The sequence below is a fragment of the Roseospirillum parvum genome (genome assembly GCF_900100455.1).
Lineage (GTDB): Bacteria > Pseudomonadota > Alphaproteobacteria > Rhodospirillales > Rhodospirillaceae > Roseospirillum > Roseospirillum parvum.
Map to the genome: position 1 here is coordinate 178,524 of NZ_FNCV01000005.1, position 22,035 is coordinate 200,558.

General features: G+C 70.4%; 24 protein-coding genes. 14 read left to right on the top strand and 10 right to left on the bottom strand.

The window, feature by feature from the left end; genetic code table 11:
* Positions 1-146 precede the first annotated feature (146 nt).
* The 3 genes from BLR95_RS09280 to fabD form a co-directional block, all read right to left on the bottom strand.
* On the bottom strand, positions 147-383 hold the full coding sequence (locus tag BLR95_RS09280) for an acyl carrier protein (protein ID WP_092618805.1): 237 nt from the start codon (positions 381-383) through the stop codon (positions 147-149).
* 168 nt (positions 384-551) lie between these two features.
* Complete coding sequence (fabG, locus tag BLR95_RS09285) at positions 552-1,289, bottom strand: 3-oxoacyl-[acyl-carrier-protein] reductase (protein WP_092619140.1); 738 nt, start codon at positions 1,287-1,289, stop codon at positions 552-554.
* Between the two features lie 36 nt (positions 1,290-1,325).
* Positions 1,326-2,270: an ACP S-malonyltransferase gene (gene fabD / locus BLR95_RS09290; protein WP_092618807.1), complete on the bottom strand. Its 945-nt coding sequence runs from the start codon at positions 2,268-2,270 to the stop codon at positions 1,326-1,328.
* Positions 2,271-2,626: 356 nt separating this feature from the next.
* Between fabD and rpsF the strand changes: the two genes are divergently transcribed.
* The 4 genes from rpsF to rplI all read left to right on the top strand — a co-directional run bounded on the left by rpsF (position 2,627) and on the right by rplI (position 5,084).
* Positions 2,627-3,046 (top strand): 30S ribosomal protein S6, encoded by a 420-nt coding sequence (gene rpsF, locus BLR95_RS09295; RefSeq protein WP_092618810.1) that lies wholly within the window; start codon positions 2,627-2,629, stop codon positions 3,044-3,046.
* Between the two features lie 3 nt (positions 3,047-3,049).
* Positions 3,050-3,277, top strand: a complete 228-nt coding sequence (gene rpsR / locus BLR95_RS09300; protein WP_092618813.1) for a 30S ribosomal protein S18 — start codon at positions 3,050-3,052, stop codon at positions 3,275-3,277.
* A gap of 99 nt (positions 3,278-3,376) precedes the next feature.
* The gene (locus BLR95_RS09305) at positions 3,377-4,330 is read left to right on the top strand and encodes a DUF2232 domain-containing protein (protein ID WP_092618816.1); all 954 of its coding nucleotides are present in this window, start codon (positions 3,377-3,379) and stop codon (positions 4,328-4,330) included.
* A gap of 130 nt (positions 4,331-4,460) precedes the next feature.
* Entirely contained in the window at positions 4,461-5,084 is a 624-nt protein-coding gene (gene rplI, locus BLR95_RS09310; protein WP_092618819.1) for a 50S ribosomal protein L9, read from the top strand.
* A gap of 129 nt (positions 5,085-5,213) precedes the next feature.
* Here the strand turns inward: rplI and BLR95_RS09315 are convergent, their stop codons facing one another.
* From BLR95_RS09315 to BLR95_RS09345, 7 genes are all read right to left on the bottom strand, one after another.
* On the bottom strand, positions 5,214-5,810 hold the full coding sequence (locus BLR95_RS09315; RefSeq protein ID WP_092618822.1) for a HupE/UreJ family protein: 597 nt from the start codon (positions 5,808-5,810) through the stop codon (positions 5,214-5,216).
* Between the two features lie 70 nt (positions 5,811-5,880).
* Complete coding sequence (locus tag BLR95_RS09320) at positions 5,881-6,690, bottom strand: hydrogenase expression/formation protein (RefSeq protein WP_092618825.1); 810 nt, start codon at positions 6,688-6,690, stop codon at positions 5,881-5,883.
* Positions 6,687-6,980 (bottom strand): HypC/HybG/HupF family hydrogenase formation chaperone, encoded by a 294-nt coding sequence (locus BLR95_RS09325; RefSeq protein WP_092618827.1) that lies wholly within the window; start codon positions 6,978-6,980, stop codon positions 6,687-6,689. The genes BLR95_RS09320 and BLR95_RS09325 overlap by 4 nt, the downstream gene beginning before the upstream one ends.
* Before the next feature lie 10 nt (positions 6,981-6,990).
* A complete protein-coding gene (locus BLR95_RS09330) occupies positions 6,991-7,602 on the bottom strand; it encodes a HyaD/HybD family hydrogenase maturation endopeptidase (protein WP_092618830.1) in 612 nt (203 codons plus the stop codon).
* On the bottom strand, positions 7,595-8,329 hold the full coding sequence (gene cybH / locus BLR95_RS09335; RefSeq protein WP_092618833.1) for a Ni/Fe-hydrogenase, b-type cytochrome subunit: 735 nt from the start codon (positions 8,327-8,329) through the stop codon (positions 7,595-7,597). The genes BLR95_RS09330 and cybH overlap by 8 nt, the downstream gene beginning before the upstream one ends.
* A 25-nt stretch (positions 8,330-8,354) precedes the next feature.
* A complete protein-coding gene (locus BLR95_RS09340; protein ID WP_092618836.1) occupies positions 8,355-10,148 on the bottom strand; it encodes a nickel-dependent hydrogenase large subunit in 1,794 nt (597 codons plus the stop codon).
* 84 nt (positions 10,149-10,232) lie between these two features.
* Positions 10,233-11,348, bottom strand: coding sequence for a hydrogenase small subunit (locus BLR95_RS09345; protein ID WP_092618839.1), 1,116 nt, complete (start codon positions 11,346-11,348; stop codon positions 10,233-10,235).
* Positions 11,349-12,020: 672 nt separating this feature from the next.
* Between BLR95_RS09345 and BLR95_RS09350 the strand changes: the two genes are divergently transcribed.
* The 10 genes from BLR95_RS09350 (at position 12,021) to BLR95_RS09395 (ending at position 21,030) form a co-directional block, all read left to right on the top strand.
* A complete protein-coding gene (locus tag BLR95_RS09350; protein ID WP_092618842.1) occupies positions 12,021-13,187 on the top strand; it encodes a nickel-dependent hydrogenase large subunit in 1,167 nt (388 codons plus the stop codon).
* A complete protein-coding gene (gene hypA / locus BLR95_RS09355; protein ID WP_092618845.1) occupies positions 13,187-13,528 on the top strand; it encodes a hydrogenase maturation nickel metallochaperone HypA in 342 nt (113 codons plus the stop codon). The genes BLR95_RS09350 and hypA overlap by 1 nt, the downstream gene beginning before the upstream one ends.
* Positions 13,528-14,382, top strand: a complete 855-nt coding sequence (hypB, locus tag BLR95_RS09360) for a hydrogenase nickel incorporation protein HypB (protein ID WP_092618848.1) — start codon at positions 13,528-13,530, stop codon at positions 14,380-14,382. Before hypA ends, hypB begins: the two co-directional genes overlap by 1 nt.
* A gap of 6 nt (positions 14,383-14,388) precedes the next feature.
* Positions 14,389-15,507 (top strand): Kae1-like domain-containing protein, encoded by a 1,119-nt coding sequence (locus BLR95_RS09365; RefSeq protein ID WP_092618851.1) that lies wholly within the window; start codon positions 14,389-14,391, stop codon positions 15,505-15,507.
* Positions 15,508-15,522: 15 nt separating this feature from the next.
* A complete protein-coding gene (locus BLR95_RS09370) occupies positions 15,523-15,762 on the top strand; it encodes a HypC/HybG/HupF family hydrogenase formation chaperone (RefSeq protein WP_092618854.1) in 240 nt (79 codons plus the stop codon).
* On the top strand, positions 15,752-16,888 hold the full coding sequence (gene hypD, locus BLR95_RS09375) for a hydrogenase formation protein HypD (protein WP_092618857.1): 1,137 nt from the start codon (positions 15,752-15,754) through the stop codon (positions 16,886-16,888). The genes BLR95_RS09370 and hypD overlap by 11 nt, the downstream gene beginning before the upstream one ends.
* Positions 16,889-16,915: 27 nt before the next feature.
* Complete coding sequence (gene hypE, locus BLR95_RS09380) at positions 16,916-17,956, top strand: hydrogenase expression/formation protein HypE (protein ID WP_092619143.1); 1,041 nt, start codon at positions 16,916-16,918, stop codon at positions 17,954-17,956.
* Positions 17,957-18,071: 115 nt separating this feature from the next.
* Positions 18,072-19,097, top strand: a complete 1,026-nt coding sequence (locus BLR95_RS09385; RefSeq protein ID WP_092618860.1) for an aldo/keto reductase — start codon at positions 18,072-18,074, stop codon at positions 19,095-19,097.
* A gap of 62 nt (positions 19,098-19,159) precedes the next feature.
* The gene (locus tag BLR95_RS09390; RefSeq protein ID WP_092618862.1) at positions 19,160-19,582 is read left to right on the top strand and encodes an OsmC family protein; all 423 of its coding nucleotides are present in this window, start codon (positions 19,160-19,162) and stop codon (positions 19,580-19,582) included.
* A gap of 296 nt (positions 19,583-19,878) precedes the next feature.
* A complete protein-coding gene (locus BLR95_RS09395; protein WP_092619146.1) occupies positions 19,879-21,030 on the top strand; it encodes a tyrosine-type recombinase/integrase in 1,152 nt (383 codons plus the stop codon).
* Positions 21,031-22,035: the final 1,005 nt, after the last annotated feature.

Genomic DNA, 22,035 nt, shown 5'->3' on the forward strand with positions numbered 1-22,035 from the left:
CGGTCCCGCCCACGCGCCGCCATGACAACGGCGGCTCAGGAGCCCGACCGGACCGGCGTCGCCGGTCTTCATAAAGCGTGGCGCGCCTTTCCAGGGCCCGGCCGTGGCCGGGCCCGAGGTGGAAAGGAGCGCCGCTGCCGGCCGCGTCAGCCGGCGTTCTCGTTGATGAAGGAAATGGCGTCCTTCACGGTCAGGATCTTCTCGGCGGCGTCGTCCGGAATCTCGCACCCGAACTCTTCCTCGAAAGCCATGACCAGCTCGACGGTGTCCAGGCTGTCGGCCCCCAGATCGTCGATGAAGCTGGCCTGCTCGGTCACCTTCGCCTCGTCCACGCCCAGGTGTTCGACAACGATCTTCTTCACGCGCTCGGCGACGTCACTCATTTGTTCAACCCCATGAGAGATACAAGATTTTGTAGGTCGGGCCCTGGCCTATGCCATATATCCGCTAGGGAATGTGGGCGCGCCGTTTCGTAGCATACTTGGTGGCCGTTGAGAAGCGTCCGAATGGCCGCTTTTCCGCCGCCGGTGCCGGTTCGGCCCCGGCGGTGGTCAGATCATCGCCATGCCGCCGTTGACGTGCAGGGTCTGCCCGGTCACGTAGGCCGCCTCCGGGCTGGCCAGATAGAGGGCGGCGGCGGCGATGTCGTCGGGCGTGCCCATGCGGCCCATGGGAATGCCCTGGGTCAGCTTGTCCTGCTGGGCCTCGGGCAGGGCGGCGGTCATCGGGCTTTCGATGAAGCCCGGGGCGATGCAGTTGACGGTCACCCCGCGCGAGGCGACCTCGGCGGCCAGCGACTTGGTCAGGCCGATCATGCCGGCCTTGGAGGCGGCGTAGTTGGCCTGCCCCGGGTTGCCGGTGACGCCGACGATGGAGGTGATCGAGATGATGCGCCCGAAGCGCGCCTTCATCATCCCCTTCAAGGCCGCGCGCGACAGGCGGAAGGCGGCGGTCAGGTTGACGTCGAGCACCGTCTGCCAGTCCTCGTCCTTGAGCCTGAGGGCCAGATTGTCGCGCGTCAGGCCGGCGTTGTTGACCAGGATGTCGAGCCCGCCCATGGCCGCCTGGGCGGCCGGCACCAGGGCCTCGACCGCCTGCGGGTCGGCCAGGTTGGTCGGGCAGACGTGCGCCGCCGCGCCGATGCGCGCCGCCACCGCCTCCAGCGCCTCCCGCCGGGTGCCGGACAGGGCCACCTGGGCCCCGCGCTCGGCCAGGGTCTGGGCAATCGCCGCCCCGATGGCGCCGGAGGCGCCGGTGACCAGGGCCCGCTTGCCGGTCAGATCGAACATCATGGCGTCAACAGTCTCCCGTGGTTGGGGTCGCCGTCAGGCGTTTTTCAGATAGGTCTCGATGTCGGCCGGGGTCCCCAGGGCGGTGGCCGACAGGCCGCGGTCGATGCGCCGGGCCAGCCCGCTCAGCACCTTGCCGGAGCCCACTTCGAGCAGGGCGCCAACCCCGGCCTGGGCCATGTTGAGCACGCTCTCGCGCCAGCGCACCCGGCCGGTGACCTGCTCGACCAGCAGCCGGCGCAGCACCTCGGGGTCGCTTTCCGGGGTGGCGGTCACGTTGGCCACCACCGGCACCGCCGGGGCGGCCAGCCGCACCTCGGCCAGGGCCTGGGCCATGCGGTCGGCGGCCGGGGCCATCAGGGCGCAGTGGAAGGGGGCGCTGACCGGCAGCATCACCGACTTGCGGGCACCGCTTTCGGCGGCCAGGGCGACCGCCGCCTCGACCGCCGCGGTGGCGCCGCTGACCACCACCTGACCGGCGGCGTTGTCGTTGGCCACCTGACAGATGGCGCCGGTGGTCGCCGCCGCCCGGGCGGCGATGTCCTCGGCCTGGGCCACCTCGAGGCCGAGCAGGGCGGCCATCGCCCCTTCGCCGACCGGCACCGCCTGCTGCATGGCCTGGCCGCGAATGCGCAACAGGCGGGCACAGTCGGCCACCGAGAGGGCGCCGGCGGCGGTCAGGGCGCTGTACTCGCCCAGCGAATGCCCGGCCACGAAGCGCGCCGTGTCGGCCAGCCTGACGCCGCCTTCGGTTTCCAGCACCCGGACCACGGCCAGACTGACCGCCATCAGGGCCGGCTGGGCGTTCTCGGTCAGCGTCAGGTCCTCGGCCGGGCCCTCGAACATGAGCCGCGACAGGGGCTGCGAGAGGGCCTCGTCGACTTCCTCGAACACCGCGCGGGCCGCCGGAAAGGCCTGGGCCAACTCCTGGCCCATGCCGACCACCTGCGAGCCCTGGCCGGGAAAGACCATCGCCGTCATCGTCGCCACCGTCCCCTGAATGTTGTGCGGATCACCAAATGACCACACCGCCGTCGGCCGGTGCCGACGACGCCGGTTCATAAAAAGGTAGCGCAACCTGTTGGAACCCCCGCCGTCTGTCAAGGGCGCATGACGGGGCGGGGAAAGTGCCACGACGGCCTGCTTTGGGCTTGCCGGGGGCGGCGCGATGTGTATAGTGCGCTCCCTCCGCACCTCTTGCCGGATGGTCCGGCTATGCCCTGACGGGGTGGGCAGGCCCGCGTGGTCCGCCCAAGGCCCCGCCCGGCGATGTCGCCTTTGAGCAAGGCGCCGCGCCAACCAGGGTTGAGAGAAGCCAGAAGGGGTTAAAAAGTACCATGCCTTTCTACGAGACCGTGTTCATCGCGCGGCAGGACCTCTCGCCGACCCAGGTCGAGACCCTGACCGACGAGTTGGCCGGCATCCTGGCCGAAAACAGCGGTCAGGTGGCCAAGAAGGAAATGTGGGGCCTGCGCGCCCTGACCTTTCCGATCAAGAAGAACCGCAAGGGCCACTACGCGCTGATCAACATCGACGCGCCGGCCGAGGCGGTCCACGAGCTGGATCGCCGGATGCGCCTGAACGAGGACATCATCCGCCACATGATCGTGCGGGTCGATGCCCTTGATCCCAACGAATCGGCGATTCTCAAGATGCGCGACGAGCGCGGCGGCCGGGGCGATCGTCCCGACCGGGGGGATCGTGGTGATCGCGGCGGCCGGGGTGGCCCGCGTCGCGACGGCGAGCGGAGGAGCTAAGTCATGGGTCGACGTCCCTTTTTCCGCCGGCGCAAGACCTGCCCCTTCTCCGGGGCCAACGCGCCGAAGATCGACTACAAGGACCTGAAGCTGCTGCAGCGCTACGTGTCCGAGCGGGGCAAGATCGTGCCCAGCCGGATCACTGCGGTGTCGGCCAAGAAGCAGCGCGAGCTGGCCCGGGCCATCAAGCGGGCCCGCTTCCTGGCCCTGCTGCCCTACGCCGTGAAGTAAGGTCGGCCGTCGGCCGCCCCGGTCCCGAGGCAGGGCGGCCGTTGGCTGTCCGGTCTTGAGACAGGGGCGGCCTCGGTCGCCAGGTTCGAGCAGGCCGCCATGGCTGCCTTTCCCTTCGCGGCGCTGGCCGCCGGTGCGCTCGGCGCGGGGCTGTTCGCCAGTCTGTTGCTGGCTCCCCAGGCGGCGGTGCTGATCGGCAACCTGTCGCTGCTGCCGCCACTGTGGGCCGCCTTCAGCCTGGGCCTGCGCGGTGCGCTGGTCGCCCTGGGCGGTGGCGCGCTGCTGCTGGTCGGGGCCGGGGTCGGCGGCGGGGTGCTGCTGTACGCGGCGCTCGATGGGCTGCCCCTGCTGATCCTGGGCGGCCTGTTGATGCGCTGGCGGGCCGATGCCGGGGGCGTCCGTCACTGGTATCCGCCGGGGCGGGCGCTGGCTTGGCTGGCCACCACGGCGGTCGGACTGCTCGGCCTTCTGTGGGCGCTGGCGCCGGCCCATGTGGACGGCATCGAGGGGCTGCTGGCCGAGCGCATGGCACCGGTGGCCGAGGCCACCGCCGCCCTGTTCCCGCCCGGCGAGCGGGCCGAGGTGGCCGACCGTCTGGTGGCCATCTGGGCCCCCATCCTGCCCGGGGTGGGGCTGATGGTGTGGCAGGTGCGGGCGGTGCTGTGTGCCCTGCTCGCCCAGTGGGTGGCGCGACGCCAGGGACGGGCCTTGCGGCCCGGTCCGACCCTCGACGAGGTGGCCCTGCCGGGTTGGCTGCTGGGCCTGTTGCTGCCGGCCCTCGGGCTGGCCGTGCTGGGCGACGGCGATGTGGCTTTCCTGGGGCGCAACGCCGCGCTGGTGGCGGCGGTGCCCTACCTGATCCTGGGTCTGGTGGTGATTCACGCCGCCGTCCAGGGACTGGCCCGGCGGCGGCTGTTGCTGGGGGTGTTCTATGTGGTATTGCTCCTGTCCTCGCAGTGGGCGTTGATCGCCTTGAGCGGACTGGGGCTGGTCGAGCAGACGGTGGGCCTGCGCCGGCGATGGCGATCGGGCGACGGGCCAACCGGGCGATGACACGGGTTTGAACAACAGCCGGTCCCCTCGGGACCGGCATCGCAGCCAACAGCCGGTCCCCTCGGGACCGGTATCGCAGCATCAAGCGGGCGGGTGTCGCCCGGGACTGGAATCTTAGGAGTTCAAGGTTATGGACGTCATTCTGCTGGAGCGGGTCGACAAGCTGGGCCAGATGGGCGACACCGTGAAGGTGAAGCCGGGCTATGCCCGCAACTACCTGCTGCCCCAGAAGAAGGCCCTGCGCGCCACCAAGGCCAACCAGGCCCACTTCGAGGGCATGCGGGCCGAGCTGGAAGCGCGCAACCTGGAGCGCCGTCAGGAGGCCGAGCAGGTCGCCGAGCGCATGCAGGGCCTGGAACTGGTCATGATCCGCGCCGCCGGCGAGAGCGGTCAGCTCTACGGGTCGGTGGCGGCCCGCGACGTGGCCGAGGCGCTGAAGGACGCGGGCATCAAGGTCGAGCGCCGCTCGGTCAACCTGACCCACCAGATCAAGGCCACCGGCGCCTACACCGTGCCCATCGTGCTCCACCCCGAGGTCAGCGTTGACGTGCGCATCGGCATCGGGCGCAGCGACGAGGAGGCCCGGGCCCACCTGGAAGGCCGCAGCCTGAGCGCCGAGGCCCGCGAGGCCGACGAGGCCCTGGCCGCCGAGCAGGCCGCCATGCTGGTCGACGAGGAAGAGGACGGCGAGGCCGAATTCGGCGCCGGGGACTACGAGGCCGACGACTACGAGGCCGACGACCGCGAGGTCTGAGGGCCCGCCGCGGGGCCGCGCCCCCGGACGCCTGAAGTCGAACGAACCTGAAGTCGAACGAAAAAGGGGACGGGACCTGCCCGATGGGCGGTGTCCCGTCCCCCTTTTTTTTGGGGTCGGTCGGGTGGCTCAGAGCACCATCAGGGCGAGGCCGGCGGTGGCGATGGCGCCGCCCCCGACGCGGATCAGCAGCGGGGCGCGCTTCTCGTCCAGGCGGCTGGCGGCGAGGCCGAGACCGATGCCGGCGGCGTGCAGCAGGCTGGTCGCCAGGGCAAAGCCCAGGCCGTAGAGCAGGCCGTTGGCGGCCAGCGGCATTTCGGTGCCATGGGCGTGGCCGTGGAAGATGGCCAGCGCCCCGACCAGGGCCATGGCGGCGCCCAGCGGCAGGTGACGGCCGAGGGCGATGACCACCCCCAGCACCAGCACCGAGCCGACGATGCCCAGCTCGACCATGGGCAGCGGCAGGCCGCTCATGCCGAGCACGCCGCCGACCACCATCAGGCCGACGAAGGCGGCCGGCACGGCCCACAGGGCGCGGCGGCCGGAGGTGGCGGCGCCCTGGGCGGCGAGCAGGCCGACGGCGACCATGGCCAACAGGTGGTCCAGGCCGCCGATGGGGTGGCCGAAACCGCTGGCCAGCCCGGCGGTCGGGCCGACCCCGGTGTGGGCCAGGGCGGGCGTGGCGATCAGGCCCAACAGGGCGACCAGAGGCAGGGAACGGATCATCGCGGGGTCTCCTGGATGGGGGATTGCGCTGTGGGATTGCGGGGTGGGATTGTGGTGTGGGATTGCGGGGTCAGAGATAGGCCGACTTGATGTCGGCCAGCCGGCGGGCCGAGTCGATCAGGTCCTCGACCGTGGCCCGGGCGGCCACCGGCACCTGGCCCACCTCCAGGGTGTGCAGCAGGGATTGGCCGGAGGCGTTGAAGAACTCCACCGCCCAGACATGATCGACTCCCATGGCCCGGATCTCGCAGGCCCCGTAGCCGGCCGAGCGCAGCTTCAGGGCGCCGTCGCCCAGCTGTTGCCAGAGGAAGGTCATGTCGGCCTCGCTCATCGGCAGGTGCGACAGGTTGATCACGTGGTTGGGGCGGCCGGGGTGCCAGTCGGTGGCGTGGGCGGCGATCTCCTCGAGCACCGGGCGGGCGTTCATGGTGCCCTCGGGCAGCGTGGCGCCGGCCACCTCGGCCGACAGCCGGGGGCCGGGGCGGCCCGGCCGGTAGGCGTCGACCTCGGCCGGCACCTCGCCGACCTCCAGCCATTCCTCGGGGGGCGGGGTGTCGGGCAGCCCATGATCGCCCCGGGTCAGTCGCCACAGCCCGGGCATGACCGCCTCGACGACGCGCAGCGGCGGCCCTTCGGGCGGGGTCAGGCGGGCTTCCACCTCGCCCTGGCCGAGCAGGCCGTCGAGCAGATGGCGCTCCGCCGGCTCCAGTCCGGCCAGCTCGAAGCGCTGGGGCGGGCGGCCGGCGACGGCGCCTTCCAGGGCGTCGATCAGGCGATCGACCAGGGGGGCGACGCGGGCCAGCACATCGGGCGCCTCGATCCGCTGACGCTCCAGCACCCGGGCCTGGGCCAGGGTATCGGCCAGGGGGGCGAGGCTCATTGCAGGCGCTCCCTGAGGTGCGGTGGCAGGGTGGGCGGCGGGTCATCGGCCGGGTCGGGCAGGGGGGTGCCGGTCATCGCCGCTTCCAGGGCGTCGAGCGCGGCGTCGATGGCCGCCGCCTCGGCCGGGTCGAGCACGGCGCGGGCGGTGTCCAGATGGACCAGCACCCAACTGCCGGGTGGCGGCGGCTCGATCAGGGCCAGCGAGATGCGGCGCGTCTCGCCGCGCCCGTGACACAGGGCGTGGCTGTCATCGACGGCGCGCACCAGCATGGGAATGCCCAGACACATGGCGGCGCCCTCAACCGGCGCCGCCGGCCGGGCCGGTCGGGCCGGTCGGATGGGCTTCCCAGGCGGCCAGGCCGAGGCCCGGGGCGAGCAACTCGGGCGCCGCGCCGGTGGTCTGGCGGGCGGTGATGCCCCAGGTGGCCAGCTCGGCCAGGACCAGATCGACGGTCGGCGCGAGGCGGGCCCGGACCGGCGGGGTCAGCGGGCCGCCCCAGGTTTCCAGGTCGCCGGCCTGCACCCCGATCAGGGTCACCCGCTCGGGGCCGCCGCCCAGCAGCTCGGCCGCCGCCATCACTTCCTGAAAGCCGGTCTGGTGCAGGCTGAGCTTGCGCAGGCCGGCGAACCTGGGCACCTCGGCGCCGCGCACGATCACCGTGTCGCCGGGCGGGCGGCCATAGTCGACGGCATCGACCACCAGCAGGTTGCGGGCCTCGGTGACGTACTGGACCAGATACAGGCCCTGGGTGCCACCATCCATGACGGTGACCTCGGGATCATCGAAGGTCCAGCCCTCGGCCAGCGCCTCGACCACCCGCACGCCGAAGCCCTCGTCGGCCCACAGCAGGTTGCCGATGCCAAGAACCAGGGTCGGCCCGGCGGTGTCGGGGGAGGCGGGATCAGTCATCCCGGTTGTCCTTGAACATGCGCTCGCCGGAAATCATGGTCGAGATCATCGACTGGCGCGACAGGATGTCCTCGCGCACCGCGGCATAGACGTGGACGATCACGTAGGTGACGAAGATCCACATCCCCAGGCGGTGCCAGGTGTGGACCGCCTGACTGTTGGGGAAGATGTCGAACACCCAGCCGAACAGGGCGTACTGCCAACTGTCGATGCCGGCGCCTTCCGAGTAGAGCGCGAAGCCGGTGATGATCATGAAGAACATGCCGACCGTGAAAACGGTGAACATGACGAACTGGGCCAGCGGGTTGTGGCCCACGTACTTCTTCGGCTCCTTGCGCAGGAAGGCGTACCACGAGGCCTCCCAGACCACCCCATTCCAGTAGGACTTGCGCCAGAAGGGCAGCTTGAAAAGCTGGCGGGAGTGGGGGTTGCCGACAAAGGCCCAGTAGATGCGGACCAGCCAGCCGATGGCCAGCACGTAGGCGGTGATGAAGTGGATTTCCCGGATGGCCACCATCAGCGAGGCGTCGCTGGCCTCGCCGGGGACGCTGGGCAGCGGCTGGCCGATGAAGTAGCCGGTCACCGCCAGGATGGTCAGGGCCAGGGCGTTGATCCAGTGCCAGGCGCGCAAGGGGGCCTCGTAGACGTAGATCGAGGTGCGATCCACCGAGGCGTCGCCCTGGGCCACGTCGAGGGCATGGATGTCGCGGCCGGTGTGGATGGGCATGGGCTGTACTCCCTGGCTGCGGCGATCAACGCACGGTGACCGTGGCCTTTTCCTGGCCGTCCGGGGTCATCACGTGGGTCGAGCAGGCTAGGCACGGATCGAACGAGTGGATGGTGCGCAGGATTTCCAGCGGCTGCTCCGGGTCGGCCAGCGGGGTGTCGAGCAGGGCCGCCTCGAAGGCGCCGATGTTGCCCTCGGGGTCGCGCGGCGAGCCGTTCCAGGTGGTCGGCACCACGCACTGGTAGTTGGCGATCTTGCCCTGGGCGATCTCCACCCAGTGGCCGAGGGCGCCGCGCGGCGCCTCGGTGAAGCCGGCGCCGCGGCTGGTGGTCGGCCAGGTGGCGGGCTCCCACTTGTCGGTGTTGGCGGTGTTGAGGTCGCCGGCCTTGAGGTTGGCCATCAGCTTGTCGAATGAGTACTTCAGCTTGTGCGCCGCCCACTGGCATTCCAGGCCGCGCGCCGCGGTGCGGCCCAGGGTGGTGAACAGGGCGGCGACCGGCAGTTCCAGGTCGCGCAACAGCTTGGTCACCGGCTCCTTGAATTCGGGGTCGCCCTGGGCGTAGCCGATCACGTAGCGGGCCAGCGGGCCCACTTCCATGGCGTGGCCCCGCCAGCGCGGCGCCTTCAGCCAGGAGTACTTGGCCGCCTCGTCGAGCTGCTTGATGTGGCGTTCGTCGCCCTGGGTCGCCGGGCCCAGCTTGAAGGCGGGTTCGGTGACGCCGTCGAAGGGGTGCAGGCCCTTGGCCTCGTCCGGGTAGCTGTACCAGGAGTGGCTGACGAACTCCTGGATCTGCTCCGGGTCCTTGAGGTCGACCTCGTGCACGGTGGACAGATCGCCGCCGATGATGGCGCCACGCGGCAGCATCAGGCTGTCGGCCGAGTAGTCGTTGGCCCGGTCCGGCATGTCGCCGTAGGACAGCAGGTTCTGGCCCGACAGCCCGCCGCCGTGGGTCCAGTCCTTGTAGAAGCTGGCGATGGCCGTGAGGTCGGGCAGGTAGACCTGCTCGATGAAGGCGATCGACTGGTCGATGATGCCGGCGACCAGATTGAGCCGCTCCATGTTGACCGCGCCCACCGCCCCGGTGCCCGACAGGTTGATGGCGCAGGGCACGCCGCCGACCAGCCAGTTGGGGTGCGGGTTCTTGCCGCCGAAGATGGCGTGGATCTTGACGATCTCCTTCTGGAAGTCGAGCGCCTCCAGATAGTGTGCCACCGCCATCAGGTTGGCCTCGGGCGGCAGGCGATAGGCCGGATGGCCCCAGTAGCCGTTGCGGAAGGGGCCGAGCTGGCCGGAGTCGACGAAGGCCTTCAAGCGGGTCTTGAGGTCGCGGAAGTAGCCCGGCGAGGACAGCGGCCAGTTGGAGATCGACTGGGCGAGGGCCGAGGTGGCCTTGGGATCGGCCTCGAGCGCCGAGACCACGTCCACCCAGTCCAGCGCGTGCAGGTGGTAGAAGTGGACCAGGTGATCCTGCACATACAGCGTGAGCTGCATGATGTTGCGGATCAGGTTGGCGTTCTCCGGGATGTCGATGGCCAGGGCATCCTCCACCGCGCGCACCGAGGTCAGGGCGTGGGTGCCGGTGCACACCCCGCAGATGCGCTGGGTGAAGGCCCAGGCGTCGCGCGGGTCGCGACCTTTGAGGATCAGCTCCAGGCCGCGCCACATGGTGCCGGTGGAGACCGCGTTGCGGATGACGTTGCCCTCATCCACGTTCACTTCCAGGCGCAGGTGGCCTTCGATCCGGGTGACCGGATCGACCACCACCCGGCGGCCCGAGTTGTCCAGGTTGAAACCGTTGGGGGTCTGCATGGTGCTCATGGCGGTGCGTCACGCTCTTCCTGGGGGCGCGGGGTCGGGCCCGCGCGCGTGGGGACGATAAGGGGAAGGGGGGCGGGGCGGCGCCTACTCGGCGTCGCCGCTTTCGCCGCCGCGCGATCCGGTCCCGGCGCGGCGCTTCTCCAGCCCGCGCTTGGCGATGCTGATCGCGCCGTGCGCCGCCACCGCGCCGCCGGCCACCGCGGCCAGGGTGCCGCCGACGCTGTCGGCGGTGCTTTCGGCGGCCACCGGCTCGAGGCTGGTCAGGCGCTGGTAGAACGGCCCCTTGTCCCAGAAGTCGTGCTCGGAACAGCCCAGGCAGCCGTGGCCCGACTGGATGGGGAACGAGGTGCCGGTGTTCCAGCCCACGGTCGAGCAGGCGTTGTAGGTGGTCGGCCCCTTGCAGCCCATCTTGTACAGGCAGTAGCCCTTGCGGGCGTTCTCGTCGTCGAACTTCTCGACGAACTGCCCGGCGTCGAAGTGCGGCCGGCGGTAGCACTTGTCGTGGATGCGCTGGGAATAGAACATCTTGGGCCGGCCCTGGCGATCGACCTCGGGCAGGCGGTCGAAGGTCAGCATGTAGGTCAGAACGCCGGTCATCACCTCGGCGATGGGCGGACAGCCCGGCACCTTCAGCACCGGAGTGCCGGTGACCACCTTGTCGACCGGGGTGGCCTGGGTCGGGTTGGGCCGGGCCGCCTGCACGCAGCCCCACGAGGCGCACGAGCCCCAGGCGATCACTGCCTGGGCGTCGGCCGCCATGTCCTTCAGCGTGTCGACGAAGGGGCGCCCGCCGGGCATGCAGTAGATGCCGCCGTCCTTGAGCGGCGGGTTGCCCTCCACGGCCAGCACGTAGCGGCCCTTGTGGGTGGTCCGGACCTCTTCCAGGATGGCCTCGGCCTGATGCCCGGCGGCGGCCATGATGGTGTCGTCGTAGTCCAGCGAGATCATCGACAGGACCACGTCCTTGACCAGCGGGTGGGCCGAGCGGATGAAGCTTTCCGTGCAGCAGGTGCACTCAAGCCCGTGCAGCCAGATCACCGGAATGCGCGGCTTGGTCTCCAGCGCCTCGGCGATGCGCGGCGCGAAGCTGGCGCCCAGCCCCAGGCTGGCGCTGGTCAGGGCGCAGAACTTGAGGAAGCCGCGCCGCGAGATCCCCTGGCGGCGCATGACATCATAGAACGTTTCTTGTGTGCCGGACATCCGCCCTGTCTCTCCCCTTGACAGCCGTCCGCCGGGTAGCGCCCGGCGCCCAGTGGTCCCCCCGAAGCCCGCCGGGCGGTTTCCGGGGCGCGGCCCGCCCCCGGAAAACAGCCCGACGGACACCACCGCACGGGCCGCCGTGGGTGTCGAACCCTTGGGCGTCGTGCCTGTGGTCACCTTGGGGGACCGCCTGAACGCGGATGACACCCCGGTCGTGGTGTGATGTGCCGCTTCCCGGCGCCTGTTATTGGTTGTTTGGGCCCGGGCGGAAGCGGAAACCTCCCTACTGGCGCTGAGGTTAACACAGTTCCTGCGACTCGTGTCACCCCGGATTGCGAATTGTCATTGACCGAATCGGCGGAACCTCAGGTTTTCTGCCGGATTCGTGCTCCGGCGGCAGGCCGACGCTGCCTGGGGCGGGGAAACGCACAGCCTTACCGAGTGATTCGAGGGGTTATTCCAAGAGGCTGTTTTTGAACAATTTTCCGGCATCTCTCCGATTCGCCCGATGAATGGGCGTTTCATCGACCCCGGTCGCGCCGCTAAAGTGCGCCCGAGTGTGATTGGATGACCCGCCCCGTGGCGCCAGCCAAAAGGCGCGTCCGACCTGCGCACGTCACGGATTCTAAAGTTCTCGCCCCCCGCTGATGGGGCGACCAGCAGGCGCCGACCATGCGTGAGCCGACGCTCAACATCACCCTTGTCGCGGTCCATCAGGCGGTATCGTCGGTGACCGTATCGGGCTGGCGGCCGGCCGAGGCGGCACCGTTGCTGCTCGGCCAGCCGCCGGGCGCCGTGGTCGACATGGTCGGGCGCCTGTTCACCCTGTGCCGGGTGGCCCAGACGGTGGCCACCCTCGATGCCCTGGAGGCGGCGCTCGGCATCGAGGCCGCCCCGGCGGTGCGGGCCAGCCGTCAGGCCCTGGTGCTGGCCGAGGCCCTGGAGCAGGGCGCCCTGCGGCTGTTGCTGGAGGCCCCGCGGCTGGTCGGCGGCGCCCCGGAGCGGGACACCCTGCGCGCCTTTGTCGGCCAGTTGAAGGCGGTGGCGGCGCGCGCCGAGGTGGCCGGCTGGAACCGTCTGGGCGGCGGCCCGGAGGCGAGGTCAAGGGGGGGGCCACCGGGGGTGCCACCGGGGCTGGCCGGCGCCGTGGCCGACCTGGAACCGATGCTGGAAGACCTGCTGCTGGGGGGCGGCCGGCTGCCGGAAACGACCGATCAATTGGCCACCTGGAGTGGCCAGGGGTTGGGGGCGCGGGTGGTCGCCCAGGCGGCCGACGAGCCGCCCTGTCCGCTGCCCCCGCCGCCGGGGCTGGACGCCGATCTGGCCGAGCTGGGCGGGGTGCTGGGCGGCCCCGGCGCGGTCGGCTTTCTGGCCCGCCCCACCTGGCGCGGGCAGGCCAGGGAGACCGGCCCCCTGCCACGCCATGCCCGGGCACCGCTGATCGCCCATCTGATCAATGGCGGCCATCTGCTGGTCGCCCGTCTGCTGGCCCGCCTGATGGACCTGTGGGGCGCCCTGGCCGACCTGCGCGCCTTGGCCCAGGGGGCGCCAGCCGCGCCGCCCATGACCTGCCTTGAAAGTCCGGGCCGGGCCCTGGCGGCGGTGGAGACGGCGCGCGGCCGGCTGATCCACCATGTGGCGGTGGCCGACGGCCGGGTTGCCGGCTGGCGAGCCCTGCCGCCGACCGCCTGGAACTTCCATCCCTCCGGGGTGTTGTCGCGGGCCCTGATCGGCCAGCCGGCGACCGACCGCGCCGCCCTGGAGCGCCGGGCCCACCTGCTGATCCTGGCCCTCGATCCTTGTCTCGCGTACCATCTGACGGTCAAGGAGGGGGGCTGATGCACGAATTGTCGCTGGCCCAGGGCATTCGCCGCATCCTGGAGGACGAGGCGAAAAGCCAGGGGTTCGAGAAGGTGACGGCGGTCTGGCTGGACATCGGCGCCCTGTCGCACGCCGATCCCGAGGCCCTGGAATTCTGCTTTGCCGCCAGCATGGCGGGCAGCCTGGCCGAGGGGGCGGCGCTGCATATCGCGCGCACCCCCGGCCGCGCCTGGTGCTGGAGCTGTGCCAAGGAAGTGCCGCTGGCGCGGCGCATCGATCCCTGCCCGGACTGCGGCGGCCACCGCCTGGAGGTGGTCGGCGGCGACGACATGCGGGTGCGCGAACTGGAGGTGAGCTGATGTGCACGACCTGTGGTTGCGGCGGCGAGAGCCATGCCCATTCCCACGCCCATTCCCATGCCCATGGAGACCATCATCACCACCACCATGACCACGATCATGGTCACGATCATGGCCACCACCATCACCCCCACGGTCCCGAGCCCGAGACGGCCCGGCTGGTCCAGGTGGAGCGCGACATCCTGGCCCACAACGACCGGCTGGCGGCGGTCAACCGGGGCTTCCTGGCCGGCCGCCGGGTGCTGGCGCTGAACCTTCTGTCGTCGCCGGGCAGCGGCAAGACCACCCTGCTGTGCGCCACCATCGCGGCCCTGAAGGATCGCCTGCCGGTGGCGGTCATCGAGGGCGACCAGCAGACCGATCTGGATGCCGAGCGCATCCGCGCCGCCGGGGCGCCGGCGCAGCAGGTGAACACCGGCAAGGGCTGCCATCTGGATGCCGCCATGGTCGGCCGGGCGCTGGCCGCGCTGGACCCGCCGGAGGGTGGCGTGCTGTTCATCGAGAACGTCGGCAATCTGGTCTGTCCGGCCGCCTTCGACCTCGGCGAGGCGGCCAAGGTGGTCCTGCTCTCGGTCACCGAGGGCGAGGACAAGCCGCTGAAATACCCCGACATGTTCGCCGTCGCCGACCTTCTTCTGGTGACCAAGGCCGACCTTGCCCCGCATGTGGGGTTCGATGAGGCGCGCTGTCTGGAGATGGCGCGGCGGGTCAACCCCGGGCTCGAGGCGTTGAGCCTGTCGGCGACCACCGGGGCCGGCATGGAGGGCTGGCTCGACTGGCTCACCGCGCGCCGCGCCGACAGCCGGAACGCCACCCCGGCTGCCCTCGGCGCCTCGCTGGCGGTGGGTGCCTGAGGCCCCATGCCGGCCCGTTCCGCCGTTGCCATCGACACCGCCTGGGCCGGGGCGCTGCCCTTCCCGGTGCCGCCGGTGCTGGCGCTGGGGGCGCATCTGAAGGCGGCCGCCGCCTGGGTGGCGGATGGGCGCGGCTGTCTGGGGCCAACGGTGGGCGACCTCGACCATCCCCAGGCGCGCGATGCCCTGGCCGCCCAGGCCGAGGCGCTGGCCGACACCCTGCCCGGGGCGCCGCGCGCGGTGGCCCACGATCTGCATCCCGATTTCGCCTCCACCCGGCTGGCCCAGGGGCTGGCCGCCGCCTGGGGGGTGCCGGCGCGGCCGGTCCAGCACCACCGGGCCCATCTGGCTGCCCTGGCGGTCGAGCACGGCCACGCCGGGCCGCTGCTCGGGCTGGTTCTGGACGGTTTCGGGCTGGGCGATGACGGCCAGCCGTGGGGCGGCGAGTTGCTGGCCCTGGACGGCGCCACCTGTCGCCGCCTGGGTCACTTGAGGCCGCTGCCCCAGCCGGGCGGCGACGCGGCGGCGCGCCAACCCTGGCGCATGGGCGCGGCGGCCCTGCATGTGCTCGGCCGGGGCGGCGAGATCGCCCCGCGCTACGCCGACCAGCCCCAGGCGGCGGCCCTGGCCGGGTTGCTGGCCCGGGGCACCCACTGCCCTGAAACACCATCCGGCGGCCGGCTGTTCGATGCCGCCTGTGGGCTGCTCGGCGTCCATCCGGTGGCCGAGTTCGAGGGGCAGGCGCCGATGGCCCTGGAGCGATTGGTCCGCCAGCCCCGGGTGTGGGACGGCGGCTGGCGCCTGGACGCCGCCGGACGGCTCGACCTTTTGTCGCTGCTCGACCGGCTGGCCGACACCGGGGACGCGGTCTTGGGCGCCGAGCTGTTCCACGGCACCCTGGCGGCGGCCCTGGTCGCCTGGGCGGCGTGGGCCGCCGAGACCGTTGGCACCCGGGCGGTGGGGCTGTCGGGGGGCTGTTTCTTCAACCGGGTGCTGGGCGACCGGGTAGCCTCGGGGCTGGCCGGGAAGGGCCTTGCCGTGTTGCGCCACCGCGCCCTGTCGCCGGGCGACGACAGTCTGGCCCTGGGCCAGGCCTGGGTCGTTGCGCAAACCCTGGCCGAGTAGGAAAGGAGCCGCGCCATGTGTCTGGCTGTCCCGGCCCGCGTCGTCGAGGTTTTGCCCGAGGCGATGGCCCGCATCGATGCCGGCGGCGTGCTGAAGGACATCTCGGTGGCCCTGGTGCCCGAGGTGGCGGCGGGCGACTACGTGATCGTCCACGTCGGCCATGCCCTGGGCCGCCTGGACGCCGAGGAGGCCCAACACACGCTGGATCTGATCGCCGAAATGGCGGCCGCCGGGGAGGCGTGCGATGAGCGGTGACGCCACCGACCGCTTCGTCGCCCCCTTCCGCGACCCCGAGCTGGGGCGCCGCCTGCTCGGCGCCATCGCGCGGGCGGCGCGGCCCGGGCGCACCTACGCCCTGATGGAGTTCTGCGGCGGCCACACCCACGCCATCGCCCGCCACGGCCTGCCCGACCTGCTGCCCGCCGGGGTGCGCCTGATCCACGGCCCCGGCTGCCCGGTCTGCGTGCTGCCGGTGGGGCGGCTCGACATGGCGCTGGCCCTGGCCGCCCGGCCGGAGGTGATCCTCACCACCTATGGCGACCTGTTGCGCATCCCGGCCAGCGGCGGCGACACCCTGTTCAAGGCGCGCAGCCGGGGCGCCGACGTGCGCATGGTCACCTCCAGCCTCGACGCCGTCGCCCTGGCCGCCGCCCAGCCGGATCGTCAGGTGGTGTTCATGGCCATCGGCTTCGAGACCACCACCCCGCCCACGGCGGTGGCGGTGAAACAGGCCGAGGAACGGGGGCTCGACAATTTCTCCATCCTTTCCAACCACGTCCTCACCCCGCCGGCCATCGACGCCATCCTGGGCGGGAGCGGGGCGCCGCGCCTCGATGGCATCATCGGCCCGGCCCACGTCTCGACGGTGATCGGCTGGGGGGCCTATCAGGACCTGGCGGCCCGCCACCAAACGCCGATGGTGATCGCCGGTTTCGAGCCGCTCGACGTGTTGCAGGCGGTGCACGACCTGATCGGGCAGGTCAACGCCGGGCGGGCCGAGGTGGGCAACCAGTACGCCCGCGCCGTCAGCCGCGACGGCAACCCGGCGGCTTGCGCCCTGGTCGAGGCGCTGTTCGAGCCGCGCCCCGATTTCGCCTGGCGCGGCCTGGGGCGGCTGCCACGCTCGGGCCTGAAACTGCGCCCGGCCTACGCCCGCTTCGACGCCGAGGCGCGCTTCGAGCTGACCGAGCCCGAGGGCCGCGAACCCCCCGGCTGCGCCTGCGGCGAGGTGCTGAAAGGCGCCACCGAGCCGGCCGACTGTCCGCTGTTCGCCACCCGCTGCCGGCCGGAAAGCCCGGTCGGGGCCTGCATGGTCTCGGCCGAGGGGGCCTGCGCCGCCGCCCATGGTCACCGCCGGGCGCCCGCCGCCGCGCCAGCCTGATTGGGAGCCCCCTGATTGGCCGCCACCATGACACCCCACGGTCCCCCCCTTGACCTGACCCACGGCCGGGTCGAGATGAGCCACGGCGCCGGCGGCCGGGCCATGGCGCAACTGATCGACCAGTTGTTCGCCGCCGCCTTCGCCAACCCGCTGCTGGCCCAGGGCAACGATCAGGCGGTGTTCACCCCGCCGCCCGGCCGGCTGGCCCTGGCCACCGATACCTACGTCATCCGGCCGCGCCGCTTCCCCGGCGGCGACATCGGCAGTCTGGCGGTGCACGGCACGGTCAACGATCTGGCCATGGGCGGCGCCGAGCCCCTGTACCTGACCGCCGGCTTCGTGCTCGAGGAAGGGCTGCCGCTGGGCGAGTTGGCGGCGATCGTCAAAAGCATGGCCGCCGCTGCCTCGGCCGCCGGGGTGGCCATCGTCACCGGCGACACCAAGGTGGTGGAGCACGGCCACGGCGACGGGGTCTACATCAACACCGCCGGCCTCGGGGTGATCCGCGATCCGGGGCTCGATCTGTCCGGGGCCAACGCCCGGCCCGGCGACGCGGTGCTGGTCAGCGGCACCCTGGGCGACCACGGCATGGCGGTGATGGCCGAGCGCGAGGGGCTGGCCTTCGATCCGCCGCTGCTTTCGGACAGCGCGCCGCTGGGTGGGCTGGTCGCCGCCCTGCTCGCCGCCGTGCCCGAGACCCGCACCCTGCGCGACCCGACCCGGGGCGGGCTGGCCGCCACCCTGAACGAGCTGGCCGCGCAATCGGGCGTCGGCATGGTGCTGGAGGAGGCCGCCCTGCCCATCCGCCCGGGGGTGCGCGGGGCCTGCGAGCTGCTCGGCATCGAGCCGGTGAACGTGGCCAACGAGGGCAAGCTGGTCGCCATCGTCCCGGCTGCGCGTGCCGAGGCCGCCCTGGCCGCCTTGAAGGCCCATCCGCTGGGCCGGGAGGCCGCCCTGATCGGCCACGTCACCGACGACGCGGCGCGCCGGGTGGAGATGGTCACCACCCTGGGCGGCCGCCGCGTCATCGACTGGCTGGCCGGCGAACAGTTGCCGCGCATTTGCTGAGGGGCGGGCTGTTATCGGGCGCCCCGACTCCCCATGTTGGCGGCGGTGAGTGATCGCGGGCGTGCCCCGTTGCGGCCGCCCGGTGGTTTTTCCTCCCCCGAACGGAGCCCGGACCATGCGCACCAAGACCCTGGGCGGCACCGGCCTGCTGGTGTCGGAGATCTGCCTTGGCACCATGACCTTCGGCGGTCGTGGTTTCTGGACCAGCATCGGCACGCTGGACCAGTCGGTGGCCGACAGTCTGGTCGCCCGTGCCGTGGACGCGGGCGTCAACTTCATCGACACGGCCGACATCTACTCCGAGGGGCTGGCCGAGGAGATCACCGGCCGCGCCCTGAAAAACCTCGGCCGCCCGCGCACCGACATCGTGCTGGCCAGCAAGGTGCTGGGCCCGGTCGGGCCGGGGCCCAACGACGCCGGGGCCTCGCGCGGGCACATCATGGACGGCATCAAGGCCAGCCTGAAGCGGCTCGGCACCGACTACATCGACCTCTACCAGATCCACGGCACCGACCCGTTGACCCCGGTCGAGGAGACGGTGGCGGCGATGGACGACCTGGTGCGCCAGGGACACGTGCGCTACTGGGGGGTCTCCAACTGGGCCGCCTGGCGGGCCATGAAGGCCCTGGGCATCGCCGATCACACCCAGCGAAGCCGCCCGGCCACCGTGCAGGCCTACTATTCCATCGCCGGGCGCGACCTGGAACGCGAGATCGTCCCCCTGCTGCAGGCCGAGCGGATGGGCCTGATGGTGTGGAGCCCGCTGGCCGGCGGCCTGCTCTCCGGCAAGTTCAGCCGCGACGGCGGCGGGCCCGAGGGGGCGCGGCGGGTCGAGTTCGACTTTCCGCCGGTCAACCGCGCGCGGGCCTTCGACTGCATCGAGGTGATGCGCCCCATGGCCGAGGCGCGCGGCGTGTCGGTGGCCCGCATCGCCCTGGCCTGGCTGCTGCATCGGCCGTGGGTGATGTCGGTGATCGTCGGCGCCAAGACGGTGGAGCAGCTTGACGACAACATCGCCGCCACCCAGGTCGAATTGAGCGACGCCGAGATGGCGGCGCTGGACGCGGTCAGCGCCCTGCCGCCGGAATATCCCGGCTGGATGATCGAAACCCAGGCCCGGGAGCGCCAGGCGAACGGCTGAGGCCCGGCGGCGAAGTGCGGCCAACCGCCAACCCGCCCAATCAACCCAGGAGGAGACGAACCATGCCCACACGCAACGCCCAGGCCCGCTGGACGGGCCCCCTGAAGACCGGCAGCGGGGAGTTGAAAACCGGCTCCGGGCTGATCTCCGGGGCCTATTCCTTTCCCAGCCGGTTCGAGGACGGCAGCGGCACCACCCCCGAGGAGTTGATCGCCGCCGCCCATGCCGGCTGCTATGCCATGGCCTTTTCCGCCCTGTTGGGCGAAGCCGGACACACCCCGGACCATATCGACGCCGAGGCCCGGGTCACCCTCTCCGAGGTCGACGGCAAGCCGACCATCACCAAGGTGCACCTTGAGGTAAGCGGCTCGGTGCCCGGCCTGGACGCCGCCGGGTTCCAGGAGCAGGCCGAGGTGGCCAAGGCCTTCTGCCCGGTCTCCCGCGCCCTGGCCGGGGTCGAGATCACCCTGGAGGTGGTTGCCTGAGGGGGGCGCTTCGGGACCCTGCCGCCGCGCGCCGTGTTTCCCCTCCAGGCCGACAGGAAACCTTGTCAGCCGCTTGTCCTGGCGGGGGGGCTGGTGCCGGCAGCAGGGTTCGAACCCGCGACCCCCTGATTACAAATCTTTTCTGACGCACTATCTTGGTTTGCGCTTAGTTTGCATAGATCGTCATAGAGCACTGATAATTAAGCGTTTATATGCGCACTCTTTGCGCCACTGCCTCTCGGTGGTACGCTGGAATTCGCTTCCCCGTGCTTCCCCAGCGCTTCCCCGAGGTTCCCATGCCCAAGCTCACCAAGCGCTACATCGACGCCCTGGCGCCGACCGGCCGCGACCAGATCATCTTCGATGACGAACTGCCGCGCTTCGGTCTGCGCCTGAAGCCATCGGGGGCCAAGAGCTTCGTTCTTCGTTACCGGCACGAGGGGCGCAACCGCAGCTTCACCATTGCCCCCTATGGCGTGATGACCCCGGACGAGGCGCGCAAGCAGGCCCGTAAGGTACTGGCCGATGTGGAGCGCGGGCTTGATCCTTCCGGGGCGCGCCGGATGGATCGTGAGGCGCCGACGCTGAAAGACCTCGCCGCCGATTACCTGGAGCGCCACGCCATTCCCAACAAGCGGCCGGCCTCGGTGCAGGGCGACCGCAGCCTGTTGGACCGTCACATTCTGCCGGCCCTGGGTCACCACAAGGTGCGCGACATCTCCCGCCGCGATCTGGAGCGCCTGCACCTGGGCTTGAAGGGCACGCCTTATCAGGCCAACCGGGTTCTGGCCTTGCTGTCGAAGATGTTCTCGCTGGCCGAGGCGTGGCAGTGGCGGGCCGACAACCCGGCGCGGGGCATTCCCAAGTTCGCGGAAGAGAAGCGCGACCGCTGGCTGAACGATGCCGAGTTGGACCGGCTGCTGACGGCGCTGGACGCCAGCCCCAACCGTCGGGCCGCCATGGCAATCCGGCTGCTGGTGCTGACCGGGGCACGGCGGGGCGAGGTGCTGGCCGCCACCTGGGATCAGTTCGACCTGGAGCGCGGCGTGTGGACCAAGCCCAGCGCCCACACCAAACAGCGCACCGAGCATGTCCCCCTGTCCAGCGAGGCCATGGCGCTGTTGCGGGACTGGCGAGCCGAGGCGGGGGCGGAGAGCCCCTACCTGTTCCCCGGCGATACGGCGGGCAAGCCGTTGCAAGAGTTGAAGCGGGCGTGGGGGCACATCTGCCGGGACGCGGGGTTGGAGGGTGTGCGCCTTCATGACCTGCGGCACACCTACGCCTCGCACTTGGTGTCCTCAGGCCTCAGCCTCGCCATCGTCGGCCGCCTCCTGGGCCACACCCAGGCCCAAACCACCCACCGCTACGCCCACTTGGCCGATGGGGCGCTGCGGGCGGCGACGGAGGTGTTTGCGGGGAAGGTGGGGAAGAACCCGAAAAAATCATAACCTGCACGCTGCAGGCCAAAGCCTACTTTGTCTTCCTTGCGCCACGGGATCGAAGCCGAAGGCCGAGACGCCGCAAGGCGGCTCGGTTCACGAGAGCGCGGCGCGGGGCGTTTACGCCGCGCGGGCGCTACCATGTTCGCGGAGAAGCTGCCGCCCCAATAATCCAAGAGCGCGTAAACTCCGGCAACGACAGCTTTGCGCCCACTCCGGTCGTTCGCATTTTCTCGACGTAGTCCTGAAAGCTGCCCTTTTCTGCACCTGATCGAACACTCATGAAGAGGGGAATCTGCTTCGCTATCGCATGATTATTGACGAAAAACGCATCGTATTCGGCGCTGGCGCGCTAAGATGGCATCAACAACCGTTATGATTGTAAGCCGGCTCGGCAAAATGACCCCCAATGGGCAGGGCGTCATTCCGCATAACATATCGAGATTTATTGGTTTCTTCGCCAGCGATAGGGGTCAAGGGGGCTCCGATCCAGGGGTCAATCGCCGCGCCGATTTCCAGTCGGGCGACGATGATGCTGTTATGGACGCTATCAATACGCGATTTCGCCTACCGGATGCGCCGAAATCGGGCTATCCTGTCGTCCGTTAGGGGCGGATCGGCCGCTCAAATGGGAAATGTCGGCCAAAAATCCGCCGACCGCTGTCTGGACGACTCCGGCCACCTCTCGGGACGGTTCCGAAACCCCGGTTTCAGCGAAGCTGGTGCAAACGATTCCTAGAAAAACAACTTGCCTTTTCATGGAAGTGCGGTTTACTTAGGTGTTATAGGTGTATGCGTTTAAGCAATCAGTCCCTCATGTGGATCTGCCGCTGCTTTGGGGGAAGGAAAGTGTAACGACATGTGCCTTCACGGCGTGCTCCCGTGAGGGCATGATCATAAAGAACACTCTCTTGGCTTTGATTTGGTCGCTTATATTTGTGGTTTGTTTTTGGTCAAAAAAATGAAATTTATATTTCACCAATATCAGCGAGGCAGAGAAGTAAGGGTATTCTT

What these genes read in the sequence shown, in the direction of transcription:
- BLR95_RS09280 (WP_092618805.1), bottom strand. Translation starts at nt 383, where the DNA reads ATGAGTGACGTCGCCGAGCGCGTGAAGAAGATCGTTGTCGAACACCTG.
- fabG (WP_092619140.1), bottom strand. Translation starts at nt 1,289, where the DNA reads ATGTTCGATCTGACCGGCAAGCGGGCCCTGGTCACCGGCGCCTCCGGC.
- fabD (WP_092618807.1), bottom strand. Translation starts at nt 2,270, where the DNA reads ATGACGGCGATGGTCTTTCCCGGCCAGGGCTCGCAGGTGGTCGGCATG.
- rpsF (WP_092618810.1), top strand. Translation starts at nt 2,627, where the DNA reads ATGCCTTTCTACGAGACCGTGTTCATCGCGCGGCAGGACCTCTCGCCG.
- rpsR (WP_092618813.1), top strand. Translation starts at nt 3,050, where the DNA reads ATGGGTCGACGTCCCTTTTTCCGCCGGCGCAAGACCTGCCCCTTCTCC.
- BLR95_RS09305 (WP_092618816.1), top strand. Translation starts at nt 3,377, where the DNA reads ATGGCTGCCTTTCCCTTCGCGGCGCTGGCCGCCGGTGCGCTCGGCGCG.
- rplI (WP_092618819.1), top strand. Translation starts at nt 4,461, where the DNA reads ATGGACGTCATTCTGCTGGAGCGGGTCGACAAGCTGGGCCAGATGGGC.
- BLR95_RS09315 (WP_092618822.1), bottom strand. Translation starts at nt 5,810, where the DNA reads ATGATCCGTTCCCTGCCTCTGGTCGCCCTGTTGGGCCTGATCGCCACG.
- BLR95_RS09320 (WP_092618825.1), bottom strand. Translation starts at nt 6,690, where the DNA reads ATGAGCCTCGCCCCCCTGGCCGATACCCTGGCCCAGGCCCGGGTGCTG.
- BLR95_RS09325 (WP_092618827.1), bottom strand. Translation starts at nt 6,980, where the DNA reads ATGTGTCTGGGCATTCCCATGCTGGTGCGCGCCGTCGATGACAGCCAC.
- BLR95_RS09330 (WP_092618830.1), bottom strand. Translation starts at nt 7,602, where the DNA reads ATGACTGATCCCGCCTCCCCCGACACCGCCGGGCCGACCCTGGTTCTT.
- cybH (WP_092618833.1), bottom strand. Translation starts at nt 8,329, where the DNA reads ATGCCCATCCACACCGGCCGCGACATCCATGCCCTCGACGTGGCCCAG.
- BLR95_RS09340 (WP_092618836.1), bottom strand. Translation starts at nt 10,148, where the DNA reads ATGAGCACCATGCAGACCCCCAACGGTTTCAACCTGGACAACTCGGGC.
- BLR95_RS09345 (WP_092618839.1), bottom strand. Translation starts at nt 11,348, where the DNA reads ATGTCCGGCACACAAGAAACGTTCTATGATGTCATGCGCCGCCAGGGG.
- BLR95_RS09350 (WP_092618842.1), top strand. Translation starts at nt 12,021, where the DNA reads ATGCGTGAGCCGACGCTCAACATCACCCTTGTCGCGGTCCATCAGGCG.
- hypA (WP_092618845.1), top strand. Translation starts at nt 13,187, where the DNA reads ATGCACGAATTGTCGCTGGCCCAGGGCATTCGCCGCATCCTGGAGGAC.
- hypB (WP_092618848.1), top strand. Translation starts at nt 13,528, where the DNA reads ATGTGCACGACCTGTGGTTGCGGCGGCGAGAGCCATGCCCATTCCCAC.
- BLR95_RS09365 (WP_092618851.1), top strand. Translation starts at nt 14,389, where the DNA reads ATGCCGGCCCGTTCCGCCGTTGCCATCGACACCGCCTGGGCCGGGGCG.
- BLR95_RS09370 (WP_092618854.1), top strand. Translation starts at nt 15,523, where the DNA reads ATGTGTCTGGCTGTCCCGGCCCGCGTCGTCGAGGTTTTGCCCGAGGCG.
- hypD (WP_092618857.1), top strand. Translation starts at nt 15,752, where the DNA reads ATGAGCGGTGACGCCACCGACCGCTTCGTCGCCCCCTTCCGCGACCCC.
- hypE (WP_092619143.1), top strand. Translation starts at nt 16,916, where the DNA reads ATGACACCCCACGGTCCCCCCCTTGACCTGACCCACGGCCGGGTCGAG.
- BLR95_RS09385 (WP_092618860.1), top strand. Translation starts at nt 18,072, where the DNA reads ATGCGCACCAAGACCCTGGGCGGCACCGGCCTGCTGGTGTCGGAGATC.
- BLR95_RS09390 (WP_092618862.1), top strand. Translation starts at nt 19,160, where the DNA reads ATGCCCACACGCAACGCCCAGGCCCGCTGGACGGGCCCCCTGAAGACC.
- BLR95_RS09395 (WP_092619146.1), top strand. Translation starts at nt 19,879, where the DNA reads ATGCCCAAGCTCACCAAGCGCTACATCGACGCCCTGGCGCCGACCGGC.